At 49.5% G+C, this 15,977-nt stretch carries 17 protein-coding genes; 16 read left to right on the top strand and 1 reads right to left on the bottom strand.

Annotated features, from left to right (window positions below; translation table 11 throughout):
• The first annotated feature begins 41 nt into the window (after nucleotides 1-41).
• The 16 genes from paaX to ACFVS2_RS15070 all read left to right on the top strand — a co-directional run bounded on the left by paaX (nucleotide 42) and on the right by ACFVS2_RS15070 (nucleotide 14,832).
• A complete protein-coding gene (paaX, locus tag ACFVS2_RS15145; protein ID WP_016741468.1) occupies nucleotides 42-869 on the top strand; it encodes a phenylacetic acid degradation operon negative regulatory protein PaaX in 828 nt (275 codons plus the stop codon).
• 134 nt (nucleotides 870-1,003) lie between these two features.
• Nucleotides 1,004-1,882 (top strand): branched-chain amino acid ABC transporter permease, encoded by an 879-nt coding sequence (locus tag ACFVS2_RS15140; RefSeq protein ID WP_106656170.1) that lies wholly within the window; start codon nucleotides 1,004-1,006, stop codon nucleotides 1,880-1,882.
• On the top strand, nucleotides 1,882-2,910 hold the full coding sequence (locus ACFVS2_RS15135; protein ID WP_173617004.1) for a branched-chain amino acid ABC transporter permease: 1,029 nt from the start codon (nucleotides 1,882-1,884) through the stop codon (nucleotides 2,908-2,910). The genes ACFVS2_RS15140 and ACFVS2_RS15135 overlap by 1 nt, the downstream gene beginning before the upstream one ends.
• Nucleotides 2,907-3,668 carry an ABC transporter ATP-binding protein gene (locus ACFVS2_RS15130; protein ID WP_173616696.1) on the top strand — a complete coding sequence of 254 codons (762 nt, stop codon included), beginning with the start codon at nucleotides 2,907-2,909 and terminating at the stop codon, nucleotides 3,666-3,668. The genes ACFVS2_RS15135 and ACFVS2_RS15130 overlap by 4 nt, the downstream gene beginning before the upstream one ends.
• 22 nt (nucleotides 3,669-3,690) lie before the next feature.
• Nucleotides 3,691-4,434, top strand: coding sequence for an ABC transporter ATP-binding protein (locus ACFVS2_RS15125; RefSeq protein WP_390235153.1), 744 nt, complete (start codon nucleotides 3,691-3,693; stop codon nucleotides 4,432-4,434).
• 34 nt (nucleotides 4,435-4,468) lie between these two features.
• Nucleotides 4,469-5,656, top strand: a complete 1,188-nt coding sequence (locus tag ACFVS2_RS15120; RefSeq protein WP_390235150.1) for an ABC transporter substrate-binding protein — start codon at nucleotides 4,469-4,471, stop codon at nucleotides 5,654-5,656.
• A gap of 84 nt (nucleotides 5,657-5,740) precedes the next feature.
• A complete protein-coding gene (locus tag ACFVS2_RS15115; RefSeq protein WP_173616694.1) occupies nucleotides 5,741-6,568 on the top strand; it encodes a methyl-accepting chemotaxis protein in 828 nt (275 codons plus the stop codon).
• 115 nt (nucleotides 6,569-6,683) lie between these two features.
• A complete protein-coding gene (gene paaA / locus ACFVS2_RS15110; RefSeq protein ID WP_390235146.1) occupies nucleotides 6,684-7,652 on the top strand; it encodes a 1,2-phenylacetyl-CoA epoxidase subunit PaaA in 969 nt (322 codons plus the stop codon).
• A gap of 10 nt (nucleotides 7,653-7,662) precedes the next feature.
• Nucleotides 7,663-7,995 carry a 1,2-phenylacetyl-CoA epoxidase subunit PaaB gene (gene paaB, locus ACFVS2_RS15105; protein ID WP_173616692.1) on the top strand — a complete coding sequence of 111 codons (333 nt, stop codon included), beginning with the start codon at nucleotides 7,663-7,665 and terminating at the stop codon, nucleotides 7,993-7,995.
• A 17-nt stretch (nucleotides 7,996-8,012) separates the two neighbouring features.
• A complete protein-coding gene (gene paaC / locus ACFVS2_RS15100) occupies nucleotides 8,013-8,846 on the top strand; it encodes a 1,2-phenylacetyl-CoA epoxidase subunit PaaC (RefSeq protein WP_173616691.1) in 834 nt (277 codons plus the stop codon).
• A gap of 17 nt (nucleotides 8,847-8,863) precedes the next feature.
• Complete coding sequence (paaD, locus tag ACFVS2_RS15095; protein WP_106782499.1) at nucleotides 8,864-9,367, top strand: 1,2-phenylacetyl-CoA epoxidase subunit PaaD; 504 nt, start codon at nucleotides 8,864-8,866, stop codon at nucleotides 9,365-9,367.
• Between the two features lie 24 nt (nucleotides 9,368-9,391).
• Nucleotides 9,392-10,834: an NAD-dependent succinate-semialdehyde dehydrogenase gene (locus tag ACFVS2_RS15090; RefSeq protein ID WP_048034702.1), complete on the top strand. Its 1,443-nt coding sequence runs from the start codon at nucleotides 9,392-9,394 to the stop codon at nucleotides 10,832-10,834.
• Nucleotides 10,835-11,388: 554 nt separating this feature from the next.
• On the top strand, nucleotides 11,389-12,261 hold the full coding sequence (locus tag ACFVS2_RS15085; RefSeq protein ID WP_007728157.1) for a cytochrome c oxidase assembly protein: 873 nt from the start codon (nucleotides 11,389-11,391) through the stop codon (nucleotides 12,259-12,261).
• 43 nt (nucleotides 12,262-12,304) lie between these two features.
• Nucleotides 12,305-12,763: a DUF420 domain-containing protein gene (locus ACFVS2_RS15080; protein WP_173616690.1), complete on the top strand. Its 459-nt coding sequence runs from the start codon at nucleotides 12,305-12,307 to the stop codon at nucleotides 12,761-12,763.
• 96 nt (nucleotides 12,764-12,859) lie between these two features.
• Complete coding sequence (gene cyoE, locus ACFVS2_RS15075) at nucleotides 12,860-13,795, top strand: heme o synthase (protein WP_390235141.1); 936 nt, start codon at nucleotides 12,860-12,862, stop codon at nucleotides 13,793-13,795.
• A gap of 122 nt (nucleotides 13,796-13,917) precedes the next feature.
• Entirely contained in the window at nucleotides 13,918-14,832 is a 915-nt protein-coding gene (locus tag ACFVS2_RS15070) for a COX15/CtaA family protein (protein WP_390235138.1), read from the top strand.
• A 296-nt stretch (nucleotides 14,833-15,128) separates the two neighbouring features.
• On the opposite strand, the gene ACFVS2_RS15065 is transcribed toward ACFVS2_RS15070, so the two are convergent.
• On the bottom strand, nucleotides 15,129-15,878 hold the full coding sequence (locus ACFVS2_RS15065) for a hypothetical protein (protein ID WP_390235137.1): 750 nt from the start codon (nucleotides 15,876-15,878) through the stop codon (nucleotides 15,129-15,131).
• Nucleotides 15,879-15,977: the final 99 nt, after the last annotated feature.

Here is a 15,977-nt window from a genome sequence, read left to right as displayed (position 1 = left end):
CACAGCTAATAGGTATGAATCGATTTGGGGGTAGAAGAAACGTGAAGCCACAATCCATGCTTTTTACAATTTACGGTGAATACGTCCGCCATTATGGAAGCGAAATCTGGATTGGTAGTCTGACCAAGCTGATGGGGGAATTCGGACTGTCGGAGCCAGCTGTTCGTGCAGCAATCTCCCGGATGCTTCGCCAAGGCTGGCTGGAATCGCGAAAAGTAGGGAACCGCAGCTTCTACTCGGTATCCGAGCGCGGCAAAAAGCGGCTGGAAGAGGCAGCGGCACGTATTTATAAGGTCGAGACAGATGTGTGGGACGGCAAGTGGTGCATTGCCAGCTACAACATCCCAGAGGAGCGTCGAGCGCTGCGTGATCAACTGCGCAAGGAGCTGGGCTGGATGGGCTTCGGGATGCTGACGACCAGCACATGGATCAGCCCGAATAACCTCAGTGATCGCGTAAAGGACCTGACGGAAGCACACGAGATTACGGAGTATGTCGAGATTTTTACATCAGAGCATATGGGCTGGAGCAATCCGAAACAGCTCGTACAGAAATGCTGGGATATCGATGAAATCAATGAAAAATACAAGGCCTTCATCGATGCCTACCGAGAAGAATACGAGCAGCTTTCTGCCAAACTTAGCAATGGGGAAGAAGTTCCAGACAGCCATTGCTTCGTGGAAAAGACAAAGCTCGTCCACCAATACCGCAAGTTCTTGTTCATCGATCCTGATTTGCCGCAGGAATTGTTGCCAGAGCTGTGGTTGGGCAAAGAGGCGGATCAGTTGTTCCAAAATTACTACCAGTTATTGAATCCAGGGGCAGTACGATTCTTCGAGACCGTGTATGAAGCTGCGCCATCCGCATAGGCGAAAGCTGCGAAGGAAAGGCCCTAGCACGTCTAGGGTCTTTTTCAATCAATCGTTTTTCCATTATTTAAAATGTAAGCGTTTTACTTGGGTGTAATTTGGTGGACGCGAATCAAAGGGGGTACAGCACGAATATGACGGAATTGCTGCAGTACGTTGCAAACGGCCTCGTCAGTGGCGGGATTTACGCGATCGTAGCGGTTGGTTTCATCACGATTTACAACGTAAGCAAGGTGATTAATCTGGCGCAGGGTGAATTTTTGATGCTGGGCGGAATGGTTACAGTCGCCTTGATAGGTATGAATCTTCCGTATGGGTTGGCGGCATTGCTCGCGATCCTCATGGTCACTTTGATCGGAGTTTTGATGCAGAAATATGTAATCGCTTACGTAAAAAAAGCTAATCCAATTAGTTTGATTATTTTGACGATAGGTATTTCGACACTTATTCGAGGCATTGCCAGCTTTATTTGGGGAAAAGATGCGTTTGCACTCGAACCGATTACGAGCAATGAGCCGATCTCGATCGGCGGCGTGATGATCGCACAACAAAGTATCTGGATTTTGGCTGCTGTTCTTATCATTCTTTTTCTACTTTGGTACTTGATGGACAAGACGATTCTCGGTAAAAAAATTAACGCCTGTTCGGTCAACCCGATGGCAGCTCGCCTGATGGGGATTAGCCCGACAAAGATGAGTATGCTGGCCTTCGCTATCAGTGGAGCGACTGGAGCGATTGCAGGAATCGTGATCGCACCTCTTTCCGTAACGTCCTACGATATTGGCGTGCTTCTCGGGATCAAAGGCTTTTCCGCGGCTATTCTTGGCGGACTGGGAAATCCATTGGGTGCAGCTGTAGCGGCATTTTTACTCGGTATCGTCGAATCGCTGGGGGCTGGCTACATCAGTTCCGGTATGAAGGACGCAATCGCCTTTCTAGTGTTGATCGGCATGCTGTTAATTAAGCCATCTGGCATCTTTGGAGAACGCAGCGTTGGAAAAGGAGGGCTATGATGAAGCAGATCATCGATAAGTGGGGTAAAAGCATAGGAATCTACCTGTTTTTGATGATTCTTTTCCCATTTGTTATGCCAGATGAATACTATCGTTCTGTCGGAATTATTATCGGTCTTCAAGCAATCGTAACCATCGGGCTCTGCCTCGTGATGGGACTGGCGGGACAAATTTCGCTGGGACAAGCAGCGTTTTGGGGGATAGGCGCCTATACGTCGGCAGTATTGACGACGAAGTACGGGCTGCCGCCATTTATCGGCCTCATAGCTGCTGCGATTGTTCCAGGGTTATTCGCCTTTATCCTCGGGCGGGCGATAGCGGGACTGCAAGGCTACTACCTCGCGATGGCGACACTAGCATTTGGCTACATCGTCCAGATCGGGATTACGGAATGGGAGTCGGTCACCGGGGGAGCAAACGGGATGATCAGCATTCCGCAGATGACTTTCTTCGGTGGAAGCGAGTTATCCATGTACTTTCTGATTTGGGGAGTCGTCACCTGTGTGCTGCTCTTCTCACTTAATCTCTTGAATTCACGTGTCGGCAGAGCGTTTCGGGCGATTCACAAAAGTGAGATTGCCGCGACCTCGATGGGAATTGATGTCCGCAAGTTCAAGCTGAATGCTTTTGTAGTAAGTGGCATGTTCGCTGGTATTTCCGGCGGCTTGTACGCGCATTACATGGGAATTCTCGATCCACAGCCGTTCGGATTGCACGAGTCGATCAAGTTTCTCACGATGGTCGTCATCGGCGGGATGACAAGCATCTGGGGCGCTTTGATCGGGGCGATCCTGATTGGCTTTATCAGTGAAGGGCTGGTCCTCATGAGTGAAGTGGTGCCGGGCTTGCAGGGGGATGTGGACACGATTGTATTCGGTGCGATTCTCGTGCTGTTCATTATGTTCATGCCAGAAGGATTGGTTCCGCGCATCCGGGCTGCTTTCGAAAAAGGGCAGGCGAGAAAGGCGAAGGCCATGGCTGACGAAGCACAGCGAAAGCAGCAGGTGGAAAGGAAGGCTGCAACATGACAACACTTTTGGATGTGCAAAAGCTCTCTCGTGATTTTGGCGGTGTACGGGCAGTGAATCAAGTAGATTTTCAGGTGCGGGAAGGTGAGATTCTCGCGCTGATCGGTCCGAATGGCGCTGGGAAAAGCACCGTGCTCAACATGGTGTCGGGTGTGATCCCGCCTTCGGAAGGAGAGATTCGCTTTAGCAGCCAGCCGCTGACGCGTGTGCAAGGCTACGAATATGCCGGAATGGGCATCACGCGAACCTTTCAAAACCTCCAAACGTTTGACGATATGACCGTCTTGGAAAACGTGATGGTCGGCATGCATACCAAGACAAGCGCGAGTCTCTTTTCCTGCGGCATGAATCTGGCAAAGTCCCGCAAGGAAGAGAAGCTGATGCAGGAGCAGGCACAGACGTGGATAGAGAATGTTGGGCTGGCAGAGGTAGCGTCCTCGCTGGCTGGGAGCTTGCCATACGGGAAGCTGCGGCTGATGGAGATTGCCCGTGCGATGGTAGCCAAGCCGCGGCTGCTCTTGTTGGACGAGCCTGCTGCGGGTCTGAATCATACCGAGACGGCGGAGATGAGCCGCATGTTTTGCGAGATTCGAGACAACGGAACGGCTATTTTGCTAGTGGAGCATGACATGGACATGATCATGACGATTGCGGACCGTATCGTTGTATTGGATCAAGGATCAAAAATCGCAGAAGGAACCCCGCGTGAGATTCAGGAGAACCCACGAGTGATTGCGGCGTATCTGGGTGCAGAATGAAGCGCGAAAGAGGTGGAACATGATGGGGAAGACAGTCCTTACAGTAGACAACATCACGGCTCGCTACGGTCCGGTAGAAGTGCTGCACGGTATTACTCTACAAGTGAACGAAGGGGAGATCGTCTCCCTGTTAGGCGCAAATGGGGCAGGCAAAACGACGCTTTTGAACTGTATCTGCGGTTTGCACGGCGACAAGGAAGGGAAGATTTGGTTTCGTGACGCGGATATTACGCGTGTCCCTGCGGAGCTGGTGGTACCCCGGGGCATGGCGCATGTACCAGAGCGCAGACAAATTTTTTCGACGCTGACCGTGGAGGATAATTTGTGGCTGGGTGCTTCGCATCGGATGCCCAAGACGAGCAAAAAGGAAATTGCCAAAGAAATGGAGACGGTGTATGAACGTTTTCCCATTTTGGCAGAGCGGAAATGGCAGCTCGGGGGAACGCTTTCTGGGGGGCAACAGCAGATGCTCGCCATTGGCAGAGCGCTCTTGTCTCGACCGCAGCTTCTCTTGTTGGACGAGCCTTCTCTAGGATTGGCTCCACTGATTGCCAAAGAAATCCTGACGATTGTGCAGGAGATTCGCTCGGAGTGGGGCACCACGGTGCTGTTGGTCGAGCAAAATGCTCGCGCAGCGCTCGCTATTTCCGACCGGGCATACGTACTCAGTACGGGCACCGTCATGCTGGAAGGGAACGCAGACGAGATTAGCAATGACCCGCGTGTACAATCTGCTTATTTGGGAAGCTCACATGAAGCTGTTTGACAAAGATAAACCACATACATGAGGGGGAACACCCATGAAAAAACAAACATTCAAAAAATGGCTATTTCCAGCAGCAGTCGCTTCGCTCGTATTCTTGAGCGCCTGTGGAGGCGGCGCTACGCCAGCAGCAGAGTCAGGCACTGGTGGCGCTAGTAAGGACCCGATCAAGGTCGGCGCTATTTTCTCTCTGACTGGTCCGAACAGTCCGCTCGGCGTACCGGAGAAGCAGGCGGTAGAGCTGTTGGTAAAAGAAATCAACGGTGCAGGCGGTGTGGATGGCCGACCGGTGGAAGTCATTTTTGAAGACGACAAGTCTGATAATACGGAAGCAGTAAAAGCAATCAAAAAGCTCGCTTCGAAAGAAAAAGTCGTAGCTGTACTAGGCTCCTCAGGCAGCGGTCCGTCTCTCGGGATGGCTGAATATGCCGCAGCAGAAAAGCTCCCGCTGATCTCGATGGCAGCGGCAAACCAAATCACCAATCCGGTTCGTGCAGGCATCTACAAAACACCGCACACGGATGTGCACGGAACGAAGCGAATTTTTAAATATTTGAAGGAAAAAGGCATTACAAAAATTGCTACGCTCAATGACAGCAATCCATACGGAAGTGGCTGGACGACGCAATTGCAAAAATATGCGCCTGAATACGGAATCACGATTATAGCGGAAGAAAAATACGGCACAAAAGATCCGTCCATGAGCTCCCAATTGACCAAGATCAAAGGGACTGATGCGCAGGCGCTGATTGTGGCAGGTACGAACCCTGGACCCGCTACGATTGTGAAGGAAGCCAAGCAACTGAACCTCACTATTCCGATCATTAGCAGCCATGGCTCTGCGAACAGCAAATTCCTCGAACTGATTGGAGACGCAGGCGAGGGTGTCCTGATGGTAGCTGGAAAACTGCTCATTCCTGAACAAGTAGCGGCAGACGATCCGCAATCTGCGATCATCAAAAAATTCGTGGATGGCTATCAAGCTGCCTACAATACACAGCCAGACGGCTTCGCGGGATACGGATACGACGGCTTGAATTTGCTCGTGGAAGGCTTGAAGCAAGCAGGCGGCGACACATCCAAACTGGGCGAAGTATTGGAAAAGGTGAAATACGTAGGGGTAACCGGAGAATTCAAGTTCACGGCTGATGATCATAACGGTCTGACGGAAGATAGTATGATCATGGTTGAAGTGAAGGATGGAAAATTCCAGCTCGTTAAATAAGTGAAAGAAGTTCGTTCCCTCCGCGTACTGAAGAAGAATGCGGGGGGAATCGTTGTTTTCATCAGAAGGGTAGGAGGATCATGCATGTCTCAATTGCTGAATAGTGTCTTAATGGTCGCACCGATTTTACAAAAGGCATTTTTGTCCGAATGTATGGTAGGAGTCACTGACAAAGAGAAGTTTCTCGCCTATTATCCGGCACAGGGCTTGAACTTGGGAATTCGAGTAGGAGACGAATTGCGCCCGGGGAGTATTAATGCGACGGCTGTAAAAGAGAGAAAGCGGGTCGTGAAGAAGATTTCCCAAGAGCTCTACGGCATTCCTTATATCGCAGTTGGTTATCCGCTTGTCGAAAATGGACAAGTAGTCGGTTGCTTGGCGACAGGCGTGACGACTGATCAAGAGGATCGCTTGCACGGCTTGGCTCAAAACTTGACTGACGCGCTGGAAAATATTGCTCAGCACACAGAAAGTCTGGCAAAGGACGCGGACCATTTGGCACAAGCTAGCCACACACTGAGTGATGCAGCGGGTCAATTAGGACTGAAAATTGCAGAAACGACCCAGATCAACGAATTGATCCGCAATATCTCAACGCGCTCCAATGTACTCGGATTGAATGCCGTCCTCGAAGCGGCACGTGCAGGTTCTGCTGGTCGCGGCTTTTCCGTGGTCGCAGAGGAAATCCGTCAGCTTTCCCAGACAACCGCTACTTCAGCGAAGGGTATTTTTAGTCTGTTAGATGAAATGAATGCACTCGTCGGGACGGTAACGGGCGAAATGGAGAAGACGATGAATCACAGCGTACAGCAGTCAACGCGAATACAGGAGCTGGATGCAGTCATGCAAGAGCTGCGGCATATGACCGAGCAATTGAAAAAGGCAGCAGAAATAACTGGGCGTGGAGAATAGGAGAGTCCCTATGTAAGCGTATTGCAAAAACGTATGACGATATGTTATTATTGCGTTATAAAAACGTATTATAATTTTAACATAATGCATATCTGATAAAAGGAGGGCGTTCTCCATGCAAATGAGGCTCGAACATGCCGATCTGACTGAAAACGAAAAGTTGGAAGCGTTTTTAGCGAGAATCGATCGCGGGGAAAAAATAGAGGCAGACGATTGGATGCCAGACGACTATCGCAACCAGTTGATCAAGCTGATTTCGATGCATGGCATCAGTGAGATCATGGGTGCCTTGCCGGAAAAAGAATGGGTACCAAAGGCGCCAACACTGCGCAGAAAGCTGGCAATTATGGCAAAGGTCCAGGACGAGATGGGGCATGGTCAATTGCTGCTTCGTGTCGCAGAAGACCTGCTTGAGCCATTGGGCAAGACGCGCGAGGATATCATGAATGATTTGTTTACAAAAAGACTGAAATTTCACAATGTATTCCACATGGAAGCGCCTACCTGGGCTGATGCTGGTGTGATTGGTTGGCTGGTTGACGGAGCGGCTATCATTACGCAATCGATGTCCCTCGATACATCTTATGCACCGTATGCCCGCGCTCTGCATCGGATCTGTGCGGAGGAAAAGTTCCACGCCCAACACGGGGAGAGCATCGTCTTGGAGTTGGCAGAAGGCACCGATGAACAGCGGCAAATGCTGCAAGATGCCATTCATCGTTGGTGGCCTGCCCTCTTGATGTTTTTCGGACCGCCGGAAAACGGCAACATTACGAGCAATCAGGAAGCCAACATGCGCTACAAGATTCGTACACAGACCAATGAAGAATTGCGCCAAGTATTCCTGAAAAAGTATTTGCCGCGTATTTTCCACCTTGGCTTCACAGTTCCAGACGATACGATTCACTTCGACGATGCTGAAGACAAATGGGTCTACCAACAGCCTGACTGGGAAGAGTTCAAGCAAATCGTCAAGGGAAACGGACCTCGCTCCGCTCACCGTCTGAATCTTCGGGTAATGTCTTATGAGGAAACCAAATGGGTGCGCGACGCAATTATGTCGTACGGCCGACAAGTAGGGTAGGTGAATGTGGATGAGCAACGAGAACTTTTTCATATACGAAGTATTCAGCCAAAAAAGCGTAAATGCTCCGTTCGTCCAACAGTTCAGTTTGTTGGCACCCAATAAAGAAGTCGCATTGAGCATGGCGAGGGAGAACTTCCTGCGCCGCGAGCCTTGTTTTAATTTGTGGGTAGTCAAGCGCGACGACATTTTTGGACTGCCGCCAGAGGAGCGTCCTTTCCTAGAAAGACTCGACAACAAGAGCTATCGGGAGACCAGAGGATATGGCGACTTGCAGTCGAGATGGCGTAACCATCGCGAGCAGTACGAAGAAAAACAGAAGCATGCAGGCAACGGCAGTTAAGCAGGAGGGATACAATCATGGGCGACCGTTTACATGTAGAAACAGTGGAAGCAGCAAAACAAAACCCGTCATTTGCAAAAGCCTTGACCGACCTGTTGTTCCAGCTTGCTGATGACGATTTTATATTGGCATATCGCGGATCGGAATGGCTTGGGCTTGCTCCGCATATTGAAGAAGACGTGGCTTTTTCATCGATGTCTCAGGACATGATGGGCCATGCCGTGATGTTTTATGAAATGCTTGAGCAATTAGGGGTAGGCAAAGCAGACGATCTCGCACAGCTGCGTGAGGCGAAGGCGTTTTCCAATGCGATCTTGGTAGAGCGTAAAAACGGTGACGGCGATTACAACGATCATCCTCATTATGATTGGGCTTATGCGATTGTTCGCAGCTATGTGTACGGCTTATACAAGCAGGTTCGCTTGGAGGCTCTTACGCAGTCGTCATACGCACCACTCGCGCTGGTCAGTCGCAAAATGATGACAGAGCATCGCTATCATCTGATGCACTGGCAAGTTTGGTTGAAGCAATTGGCGAACAGTACGGCTGATGCGCGTCAGAAGCTGGAGGCAGCCATTGCAAAAGTTTGGAAGGATGCCGGGGAGCTGCCTCATCTAGGACAAAACCAGGGCGATATCGTTCAATTTGGCCTAATTGCAGAAGAAGAGCAACTGAAACAAAAATGGCTGACACTGACCAAAGACATTTTCGAAAAAGCAGGACTCAACTGGCCGGGTGAGCCAGGAGTGCCACAAGAACGCGGCCGTCACGGTGAACATACTGCTGATCTGGTGCAAGCTTTGGCTACCTTGTCTGAAGTGTATCGCATTGATCCGGCTGCAGGCTGGTAAAAAGGAGTGATTCTCTCATGGCGCAAGAAGAACTGCAACTGCATGAAGGGCTTGAAGCGACATGCTGGGAACTGCTGCAGCAAGTAACGGATCCCGAAATTCCGGTGATCAGCATGGTGGAGATGGGGATGATTCACAAAGTGCGCGTCGAGGCAGACGTCGTACATGTCGAGGTGCTCCCTACCTTTGTCGGCTGTCCGGCACTCGAGATCATGAAGAAGAACATCACAGAAAAGCTGGTGGAGGCAGAAGGAATCAATCAGGTTCAGGTAGCGTTCGTCTATGATCCAGCCTGGACATCTGATCGTATCGCCTTGGATGCTCGCGATAAGCTGAAAAGCTTTGGCATCGCGCCGCCACCGCTTGACTTCAAACCGGGAGATACATGGGAAGTGGCATGTCCCTACTGTGATTCCCCGTATACACAAATTGAAAATTTGTTTGGCCCTGCTGCTTGTCGAAGTATTTTGTATTGCCGGCACTGCAAAAATCCGTTTGAGGCCCTAAAACCAATCTATTGAGAGAGATTGAGAGGAGCGAATGTCATGGGAGAGTACAAGCAAATGTTTATTAATGGAGAATGGGTGACTGCCGAGAGTGGCGAGTCCATTCAGATTACGAATCCTGCTACAGGTGAAACAGTTGGAACAGTAACCTTCGGCGATGGGCGTGATGCCAACAAGGCCATCGACGCTGCTCATCAGGCATTTGCAAGCTGGTCTCGACTGACTGCTCGCGAGCGCGCCAAATATTTGTACAACTTGTCCGAGCTGGTGAAAAACAATCGGGATGAACTGGCGGGCATCATTTCTGCTGAAATGGGCAAGCCTTTGGGCGAGGCAAAAGGCGAAGTGCTGGGTGCCGCTGATAACTTTGTCTGGTACGCAGAAGAAGCAAAGCGTGTCAACGGAGAAACGATCCCATCCTCGGTTGCGAACAAGCGCATCATGGTGCTGCGTCAGCCAGTAGGAGTGGTAGGGGCGATTACCCCGTGGAACTTCCCAGTGAACATGGTTGCACGTAAGATCGCTCCGGCTTTGGCTGCGGGCTGCACGGTGGTATTAAAGCCAGCAGAAAGCACGCCGCTGTCTGCGATTCGCATGTTTGAGCTGATTGAGCAGGCTGGATTTCCAAAAGGCGTCGTAAACCTTGTCATTGGAAATCCAGAATCGATTGGGAAGGAGTTCATCGACAATCCGAAGCTCTCCAAAATCGGATTTACAGGCTCCACTCGTGTAGGCAAGCTGCTGATGGAGGGCGCAGCAAAGCAAGTGAAGCGCGTCAGCATGGAGCTTGGCGGTCACGCACCGTTCATCGTATTCCCGGATGCAGATCTGGATGCAGCCGTAAAAGGTCTATTTGAGAGCAAGTTCCGCAACTCCGGTCAAATGTGCATTTGCACGAATCGTCTGTACGTCCACGAGGATGTCGCAGATGCGTTCACAGAAAAGCTGGTAGAGCGTCTGAAGCGTGCGAAGGTAGGCGATGGACGCCAGAAAGAGACAGAGATCGGTCCACTGGTGAACGAGCGTGCCTTGAACAAGGTGCTCGAGCATATCGAGGACGCCAAGGACAAAGGCGGGCAAGTGGTATACGGTGGAAATCGTTTGGTTGAAGGTGATTATGCGAAGGGCTTCTATTGCGAACCGACCTTGCTTGCTGGCGTTACATCGGATATGAAAATCTCCTTTGAGGAAACGTTCGGTCCTGTCGTTCCACTCGTGCGTTTTACAGAGGAAGCGGATGTCGTACAGATGGCAAACGACACACGTTACGGCTTGGCTGCTTATGTGTACACCCGCGATAATCAGCGTTGCTTCCGTATGGCTGAGCTTCTCGAATACGGAATCGTTGGAATCAATGATGGTTCTCCTACGCAGACGCAAGCGCCGTTTGGCGGATTCAAGGAAAGCGGAATCGGCCGTGAGGGTGGTCGCTACGGAATGGATGAGTACCTGGAGACGAAGTTCGTTTCCTTTGGACTTTAATATTAGAAAGGAAAAAGAGTTCAGACAAGATCTGGACTCTTTTTTATTTTCATATAGGAAAGGTTTTACAAGGTAACGATGAACCAATAAAGCTGGTGAGAAGAAAAAGCACAGGGCTCGTAGACCTTGACAACGTCTACCCAGTCGGAACTTCAAAAAGGGGACCCGCTTGTCGAACACTTCTTCCCTGAGAATCTTCCGCCCGTAGGGTGGCTTTGGCTCGACGGTCCCCTTTTTGAAGTGGAGACGGCCAGTGATGCCCCCTTGCGGGCGTGTCAGAGTCGAAGAGAACTGTGCTTTTTCTTCTCCTCCACTATGTTGACTCCACTCATAAGGAGTTTTTTTGTGTAAATTTTGTGAATTGTATTGTTCAACACTTTGTTCATTTTTATCTACAAAGAAAAAGGGAATCAACGGTATAATGGAGATTGGATCAAGGGCAACATTTAATAGATAAAAATTGGTATTTCATATTGACACAAAACGTACATATGACGACGCCCAGCGAGAGTGGTATCGTCCAAGATTTTGCATTTGGAAGGGAGGATATAAAAATGGGAAATGAACATCAAATGCACGAGATGTCACCGGCTACCGGATCAGCAACCTTTTCGGATTTATGGAGTCCGGATGTGATGCTTTTGTCGTTGCTTGTGACTACTGTCTACTTTCTCGTAACAGGTCCTATGCATAAACGTTTTGAAAACGCTACACCGGCGACTGGCAAGCAAAGATTACTTTTTGTGTTGGCAATCGTGTTGTTTTACGCCGCACAAGGAAGCCCTATCAGTTATTACGGCCATCATTACATGTTTAGTTTGCACATGCTCCAACAATCGATCTTGTACTTTGCCCTGCCACCGCTTATGCTCCTGGCAATGCCTGAATGGCTTTTGGCCAAGATTTTCCGTCCGAAAGCACTGAAGTTCATCCTAAACTCTTTGACACATCCGTTAGTGGCAGCGCTGTTGTTCAACTCACTGTTTTCGTTTTACCATGTTCCGTTTATTTTTGATGCCGTCGCGATCAACCATGAGTGGATGACGTTTTATCATGTCATTCTCGTGATTGCCGCATTTGCGATGTGGTGGCCAATTGTGAGTCCGTTGTCTGATAACAAGCGACAACTGGCCGGATTGAAAAAGCTGTCGTACGTTTTTGCAAACGGTGTCTTGATTACGCCAGCCTGTGCGCTGATTATTTTTGCCTCGGAACCGCTGTACGCTACTTATATAGCTGCTCCACAGCTATTCGAGAGTCTCGACGCGTTTAACGACCAGCGTCTTGGCGGAATCATTATGAAGCTGGTACAGGAGCTTGTTTACGGCTGTGTGCTGGCCTATGTCTTCTACCATTGGTACAAGGCAGAGAAGCAGGACGACATGCCGATGGATCAATCATTCGGTGCTGAAAAGCCGACTTTTTAAATACGCGCGAACAGCAGAAACGTTTGTAGAATGAGGTGAAAAAATGGGGCTCATATTGCCTACGGTAAGTACGGCTTTTATCGTCATTAGCGGAATTCTCGTTGCGATTGGCTGGTACGCCATTGCGAAAAAACAAGTAGAAAAGCATATGAAGATTATGAAATGGGCTGCGATCTGTGCCACGATCTTCTTTATCACGTATGTCTCCAGAACGGTGTTTATCGGAAACACGCATTTTGGCGGACCAGACAGCATCAAGCCAATCTATCAGACGTTCTTGTTCTTCCACATCATCCTGGCAACAGTCGGTGGTGTGATGGGCCTGATTACACTCAGATACGCTTACAAGAAAAACTATGCTTCACATCGTAAAATCGGTCCTTGGACGTCCATTGTGTGGTTTGTCACTTCGATTACAGGAGCTGCGGTTTATTTGTTGCTGTACTGGGTTTATCCAGGTGGCGAGACGTCTGGCGTGCTGGATGTAATTTTTGGTAAGTAATCGTTTTCGTAGTTTTTTGGGCATTGGATACAATGTAGTTAGTTTATCCAGACAAGATTCGGATGTTCAGATAGAAGGAAACAGGAGGTACAAAACGTGGACCAGCAAATGACCGTGCAGGAATCGCTTGATGCCGATGCTTCTTTGCAGACACAGCCGGTAGGGCCAGCTACCTTTGGGGATTACGTACAACTAACGAAGCCTGGCATTACCCTGTCAAACTTGATGACCACTTTTGCTGCTTTATGGTTAGCGTCCTACGGTTATCCGAACTGGAAACTGGCTCTATTCACCATGCTGGGAACCGCTTTGGTCATTATGTCGGGTGCTGCTTTAAATAATTTCTACGACCGTGATCTGGACAAAAAAATGAAGCGGACGCAAAATCGTGCGGTAGCGACCGGAAGAATTTCTGCACGTAACGCAATCCTCTTAGGGATTGGCCTGCTGTTGGCAGGGGTTACCGTTTTGGCTGTATATGCGAATCCCTTGGCGGCGGTTTGGGGATTGATCGGTCACATTTTTTACGTGCTGATTTACACGCCGCTGAAGCGAGTGACGACTCTCAATACGGTGATTGGCGGTATTTCAGGTGCAGCTCCTCCGGTGATTGGGTGGGTAGCGGTAACAGGCACCATGGACATGACGGCTTGGCTGTTGTTCCTGGTCTTGTTTTTGTGGCAGCCTCCCCATTTTTTGGCGTTGGCCATGCTGAAAACAGAAGAATACCGTGCAGGTAATCTGCCGATGCTACCGGTAGTAAAAGGCTTTGCCGAGACGAAGCGACAAATGGTGCTGTGGGGTTCGGTATTGTTCCCAGCTTCTTTGCTGCTGTTTGTCCATGCTAGCCTAGGCTATGTGTATTTGCTCGTCATGGGCGTGATGGGGATTGTGTATATGGTTCTGCTTTTACAAGGGTTCAAAACCAAGGATGATCTTGCTTGGGCACGTAAACTGTTTGGCTTTTCCATCCTTTATTTGACCGTATTTTGTGCAGCGATCGTCATTAGTACCATGGTCAACTATTATTGACACGAAACACTCACTAAATGTTCACGGAACATCCCTTGCTTAGCAGGGGATGTTTCATTATCGTAAGAGAGGACATAGAACGAGGTGTTGTTTGATCCTCACAAGAAACAGGGTGAATTACTATGGAAAAATGGCTAAAGCCGTTAGCTTTTCTCGCTACCTTGATCATGTTTATCGTGATGGTAGCCGGTTCGCTTGTTACAAAAACAGATTCAGCACTCGGCTGTGGAAATGACTGGCCGCTGTGCAACGGTAAATGGGTTCCAGAATATACGTTGGCATCCATTATTGAATATTCTCATCGCCTGATTACAGGTGTTGCCGGTATTGTTGTCGCGATTTTCTCTGTACTTTGCTGGCGCTATTACAAAGGCAACCAAGAAGTTCGCAATCTCGCTATTTTTGGTTTGTTTTTCATCGTAGTGGAGTCCATTCTCGGCGCTTCTGCCGTTATTTGGCCACAGTCCTCATCTGTTTTGGCTCTGCATTTCGGATTCTCTTTGCTTGCTTATTCAGGCGTATTCTTGTTGAGTGTGTTCGTTTATCAGCGAGAAAAAACGCAAAGCTTGGTGAAAACGACCGTCTCAAAAGGCTTCCGCAACTGGATGTGGTTCGTCGCTATTTATACGTACGCTGTCGTTTATCTCGGAGCGTATGTCAGACATACAGGTTCAAGTATGGCGTGCAGTGACTGGCCGCTGTGTCAGGGACAGGTCATCCCAGAGTTATACGGACAGACCGGTATTCATTTTGCCCACAGAATCGCTGCGTTGGTGTTGGGATTCTTGTTGTTGGGGACAATGATTTACTGCATACGTCATTTCAAGGAAAAACGGCGTGACTTGTACGGTGCAAGTATCCTGAGCTTTATTCTTTGCATCGCGCAGGTGTTCAGCGGCGGCTTCGTCATTATTTTCAAGCTTCACCTGTACGCTACGCTGACTCACTCCATGATTATCACGATTTTGTTCGGGATCATCTGCTACATGTGCTTGCAGACGTTGAAGTCACCGACAAATGAAAAGCTGAGAAGGTAAGAGGAAAGCTGCGCTCCTGATTCGTGGGAGGGCGGCTTTTTTATCATGGAGCTGTGGTGGGGGAAGAAGTGCATTTCCAGTCTACGCTTCGGCCTACGCCCTGCAAGGGGGAATTCACTGTCCGCTCCGAAATGAATGGCAGGAGCGCTTCAAACGTTGAAGTTTCGAGGAAGGATCTCATAAGTGAAGCTGAAATTCCGCCCGAACGCAGAGAGGAAAAAGGCGACTGGAGAACATGTGGCAAGTCTTCGTCCCGACCCCAACGGATAGAGGACAGCGAATTACGAACCGTCAGGCTATTGCCCTGGCGGTTTTTCTGCATTCAAAGGAATAAAAACACCATTTTCCCAACGATACATTTGCAAAGTAGTCTCAGGCTTGCCCAGCAGTAGTTCACCTGTATCCGGGTTTAGCTCCTGCTTCGTTTGCCAGTGGTAGAGCAGTGGTTTTGCTTCGTCATCATGTACGATTTGATAACTGCCGACAGTTCGAAAAAGTTGACCACCCGGCACGGAAACGGTTTCCCGCAGCAGTCCTTCCCATGCTTTGACCAGACGACCTTTGTCCAAATACCACAGATTCGCCTCGTAGACCGATACGCCTGATCCGCCAGTATGCTGGACTGTTTCAAAAACCCGTTTTCCTGCGAGTAGACGCGGTTCATCTTCCGCGTTCTTATCAATCGCGGGGGAATTCACTTCACGTGTATAGTCCCAGTGGTCCAATTGCAGGCGCGGTGGATTCCATTCCTCTTCCGCGATGAGGGCATACGCACGATCTGGCCTTTGATCCAAAATGTAAAAGTTACCGATATGTACGCTACCGTTATGCTTGGCGACAATTTCTGGTACCGGGTCATCATCGAGATTGACGAGTTGAAAATCAAAGTTGTCGGTAACAATTGGAGCTTTGGCTTGCTTGTTAATCCATTCCATCACTTGTGATGTGGTAGGCTCCTTGGACGCAAGGGGCGCAGGGGTGGCTTGGACGAGATAAGGGGCGGCAAGTACAGCTGTTAAGCTAATTAGCAGGCGGGAAGTACGCAACGGTAACGAGCTCCTTTCCGGGATGAAATCGGGGATGACGATCTGTTCAGTTGGAAGACGAGCGGTCAGGAGCAAAAGTTACGGGGAAGTGGAGTAAAT

This window comes from Brevibacillus sp. NPDC058079 (genome assembly GCF_042885155.1).
In the GTDB taxonomy this organism is placed as follows: domain Bacteria; phylum Bacillota; class Bacilli; order Brevibacillales; family Brevibacillaceae; genus Brevibacillus.
This window is presented reverse-complemented; position numbering and strand designations above follow the sequence as displayed.

Excerpts from the sequence above, each read along its gene's own strand:
- ACFVS2_RS15140 (WP_106656170.1), top strand. The coding sequence starts at position 1,004 with ATGACGGAATTGCTGCAGTACGTTGCAAACGGCCTCGTCAGTGGCGGG.
- ACFVS2_RS15135 (WP_173617004.1), top strand. The coding sequence starts at position 1,882 with ATGAAGCAGATCATCGATAAGTGGGGTAAAAGCATAGGAATCTACCTG.
- ACFVS2_RS15130 (WP_173616696.1), top strand. The coding sequence starts at position 2,907 with ATGACAACACTTTTGGATGTGCAAAAGCTCTCTCGTGATTTTGGCGGT.
- ACFVS2_RS15125 (WP_390235153.1), top strand. The coding sequence starts at position 3,691 with ATGGGGAAGACAGTCCTTACAGTAGACAACATCACGGCTCGCTACGGT.
- ACFVS2_RS15120 (WP_390235150.1), top strand. The coding sequence starts at position 4,469 with ATGAAAAAACAAACATTCAAAAAATGGCTATTTCCAGCAGCAGTCGCT.
- ACFVS2_RS15115 (WP_173616694.1), top strand. The coding sequence starts at position 5,741 with ATGTCTCAATTGCTGAATAGTGTCTTAATGGTCGCACCGATTTTACAA.
- paaA (WP_390235146.1), top strand. The coding sequence starts at position 6,684 with ATGCAAATGAGGCTCGAACATGCCGATCTGACTGAAAACGAAAAGTTG.
- paaB (WP_173616692.1), top strand. The coding sequence starts at position 7,663 with ATGAGCAACGAGAACTTTTTCATATACGAAGTATTCAGCCAAAAAAGC.
- paaC (WP_173616691.1), top strand. The coding sequence starts at position 8,013 with ATGGGCGACCGTTTACATGTAGAAACAGTGGAAGCAGCAAAACAAAAC.
- paaD (WP_106782499.1), top strand. The coding sequence starts at position 8,864 with ATGGCGCAAGAAGAACTGCAACTGCATGAAGGGCTTGAAGCGACATGC.
- ACFVS2_RS15090 (WP_048034702.1), top strand. The coding sequence starts at position 9,392 with ATGGGAGAGTACAAGCAAATGTTTATTAATGGAGAATGGGTGACTGCC.
- ACFVS2_RS15085 (WP_007728157.1), top strand. The coding sequence starts at position 11,389 with ATGGGAAATGAACATCAAATGCACGAGATGTCACCGGCTACCGGATCA.
- ACFVS2_RS15080 (WP_173616690.1), top strand. The coding sequence starts at position 12,305 with ATGGGGCTCATATTGCCTACGGTAAGTACGGCTTTTATCGTCATTAGC.
- ACFVS2_RS15070 (WP_390235138.1), top strand. The coding sequence starts at position 13,918 with ATGGAAAAATGGCTAAAGCCGTTAGCTTTTCTCGCTACCTTGATCATG.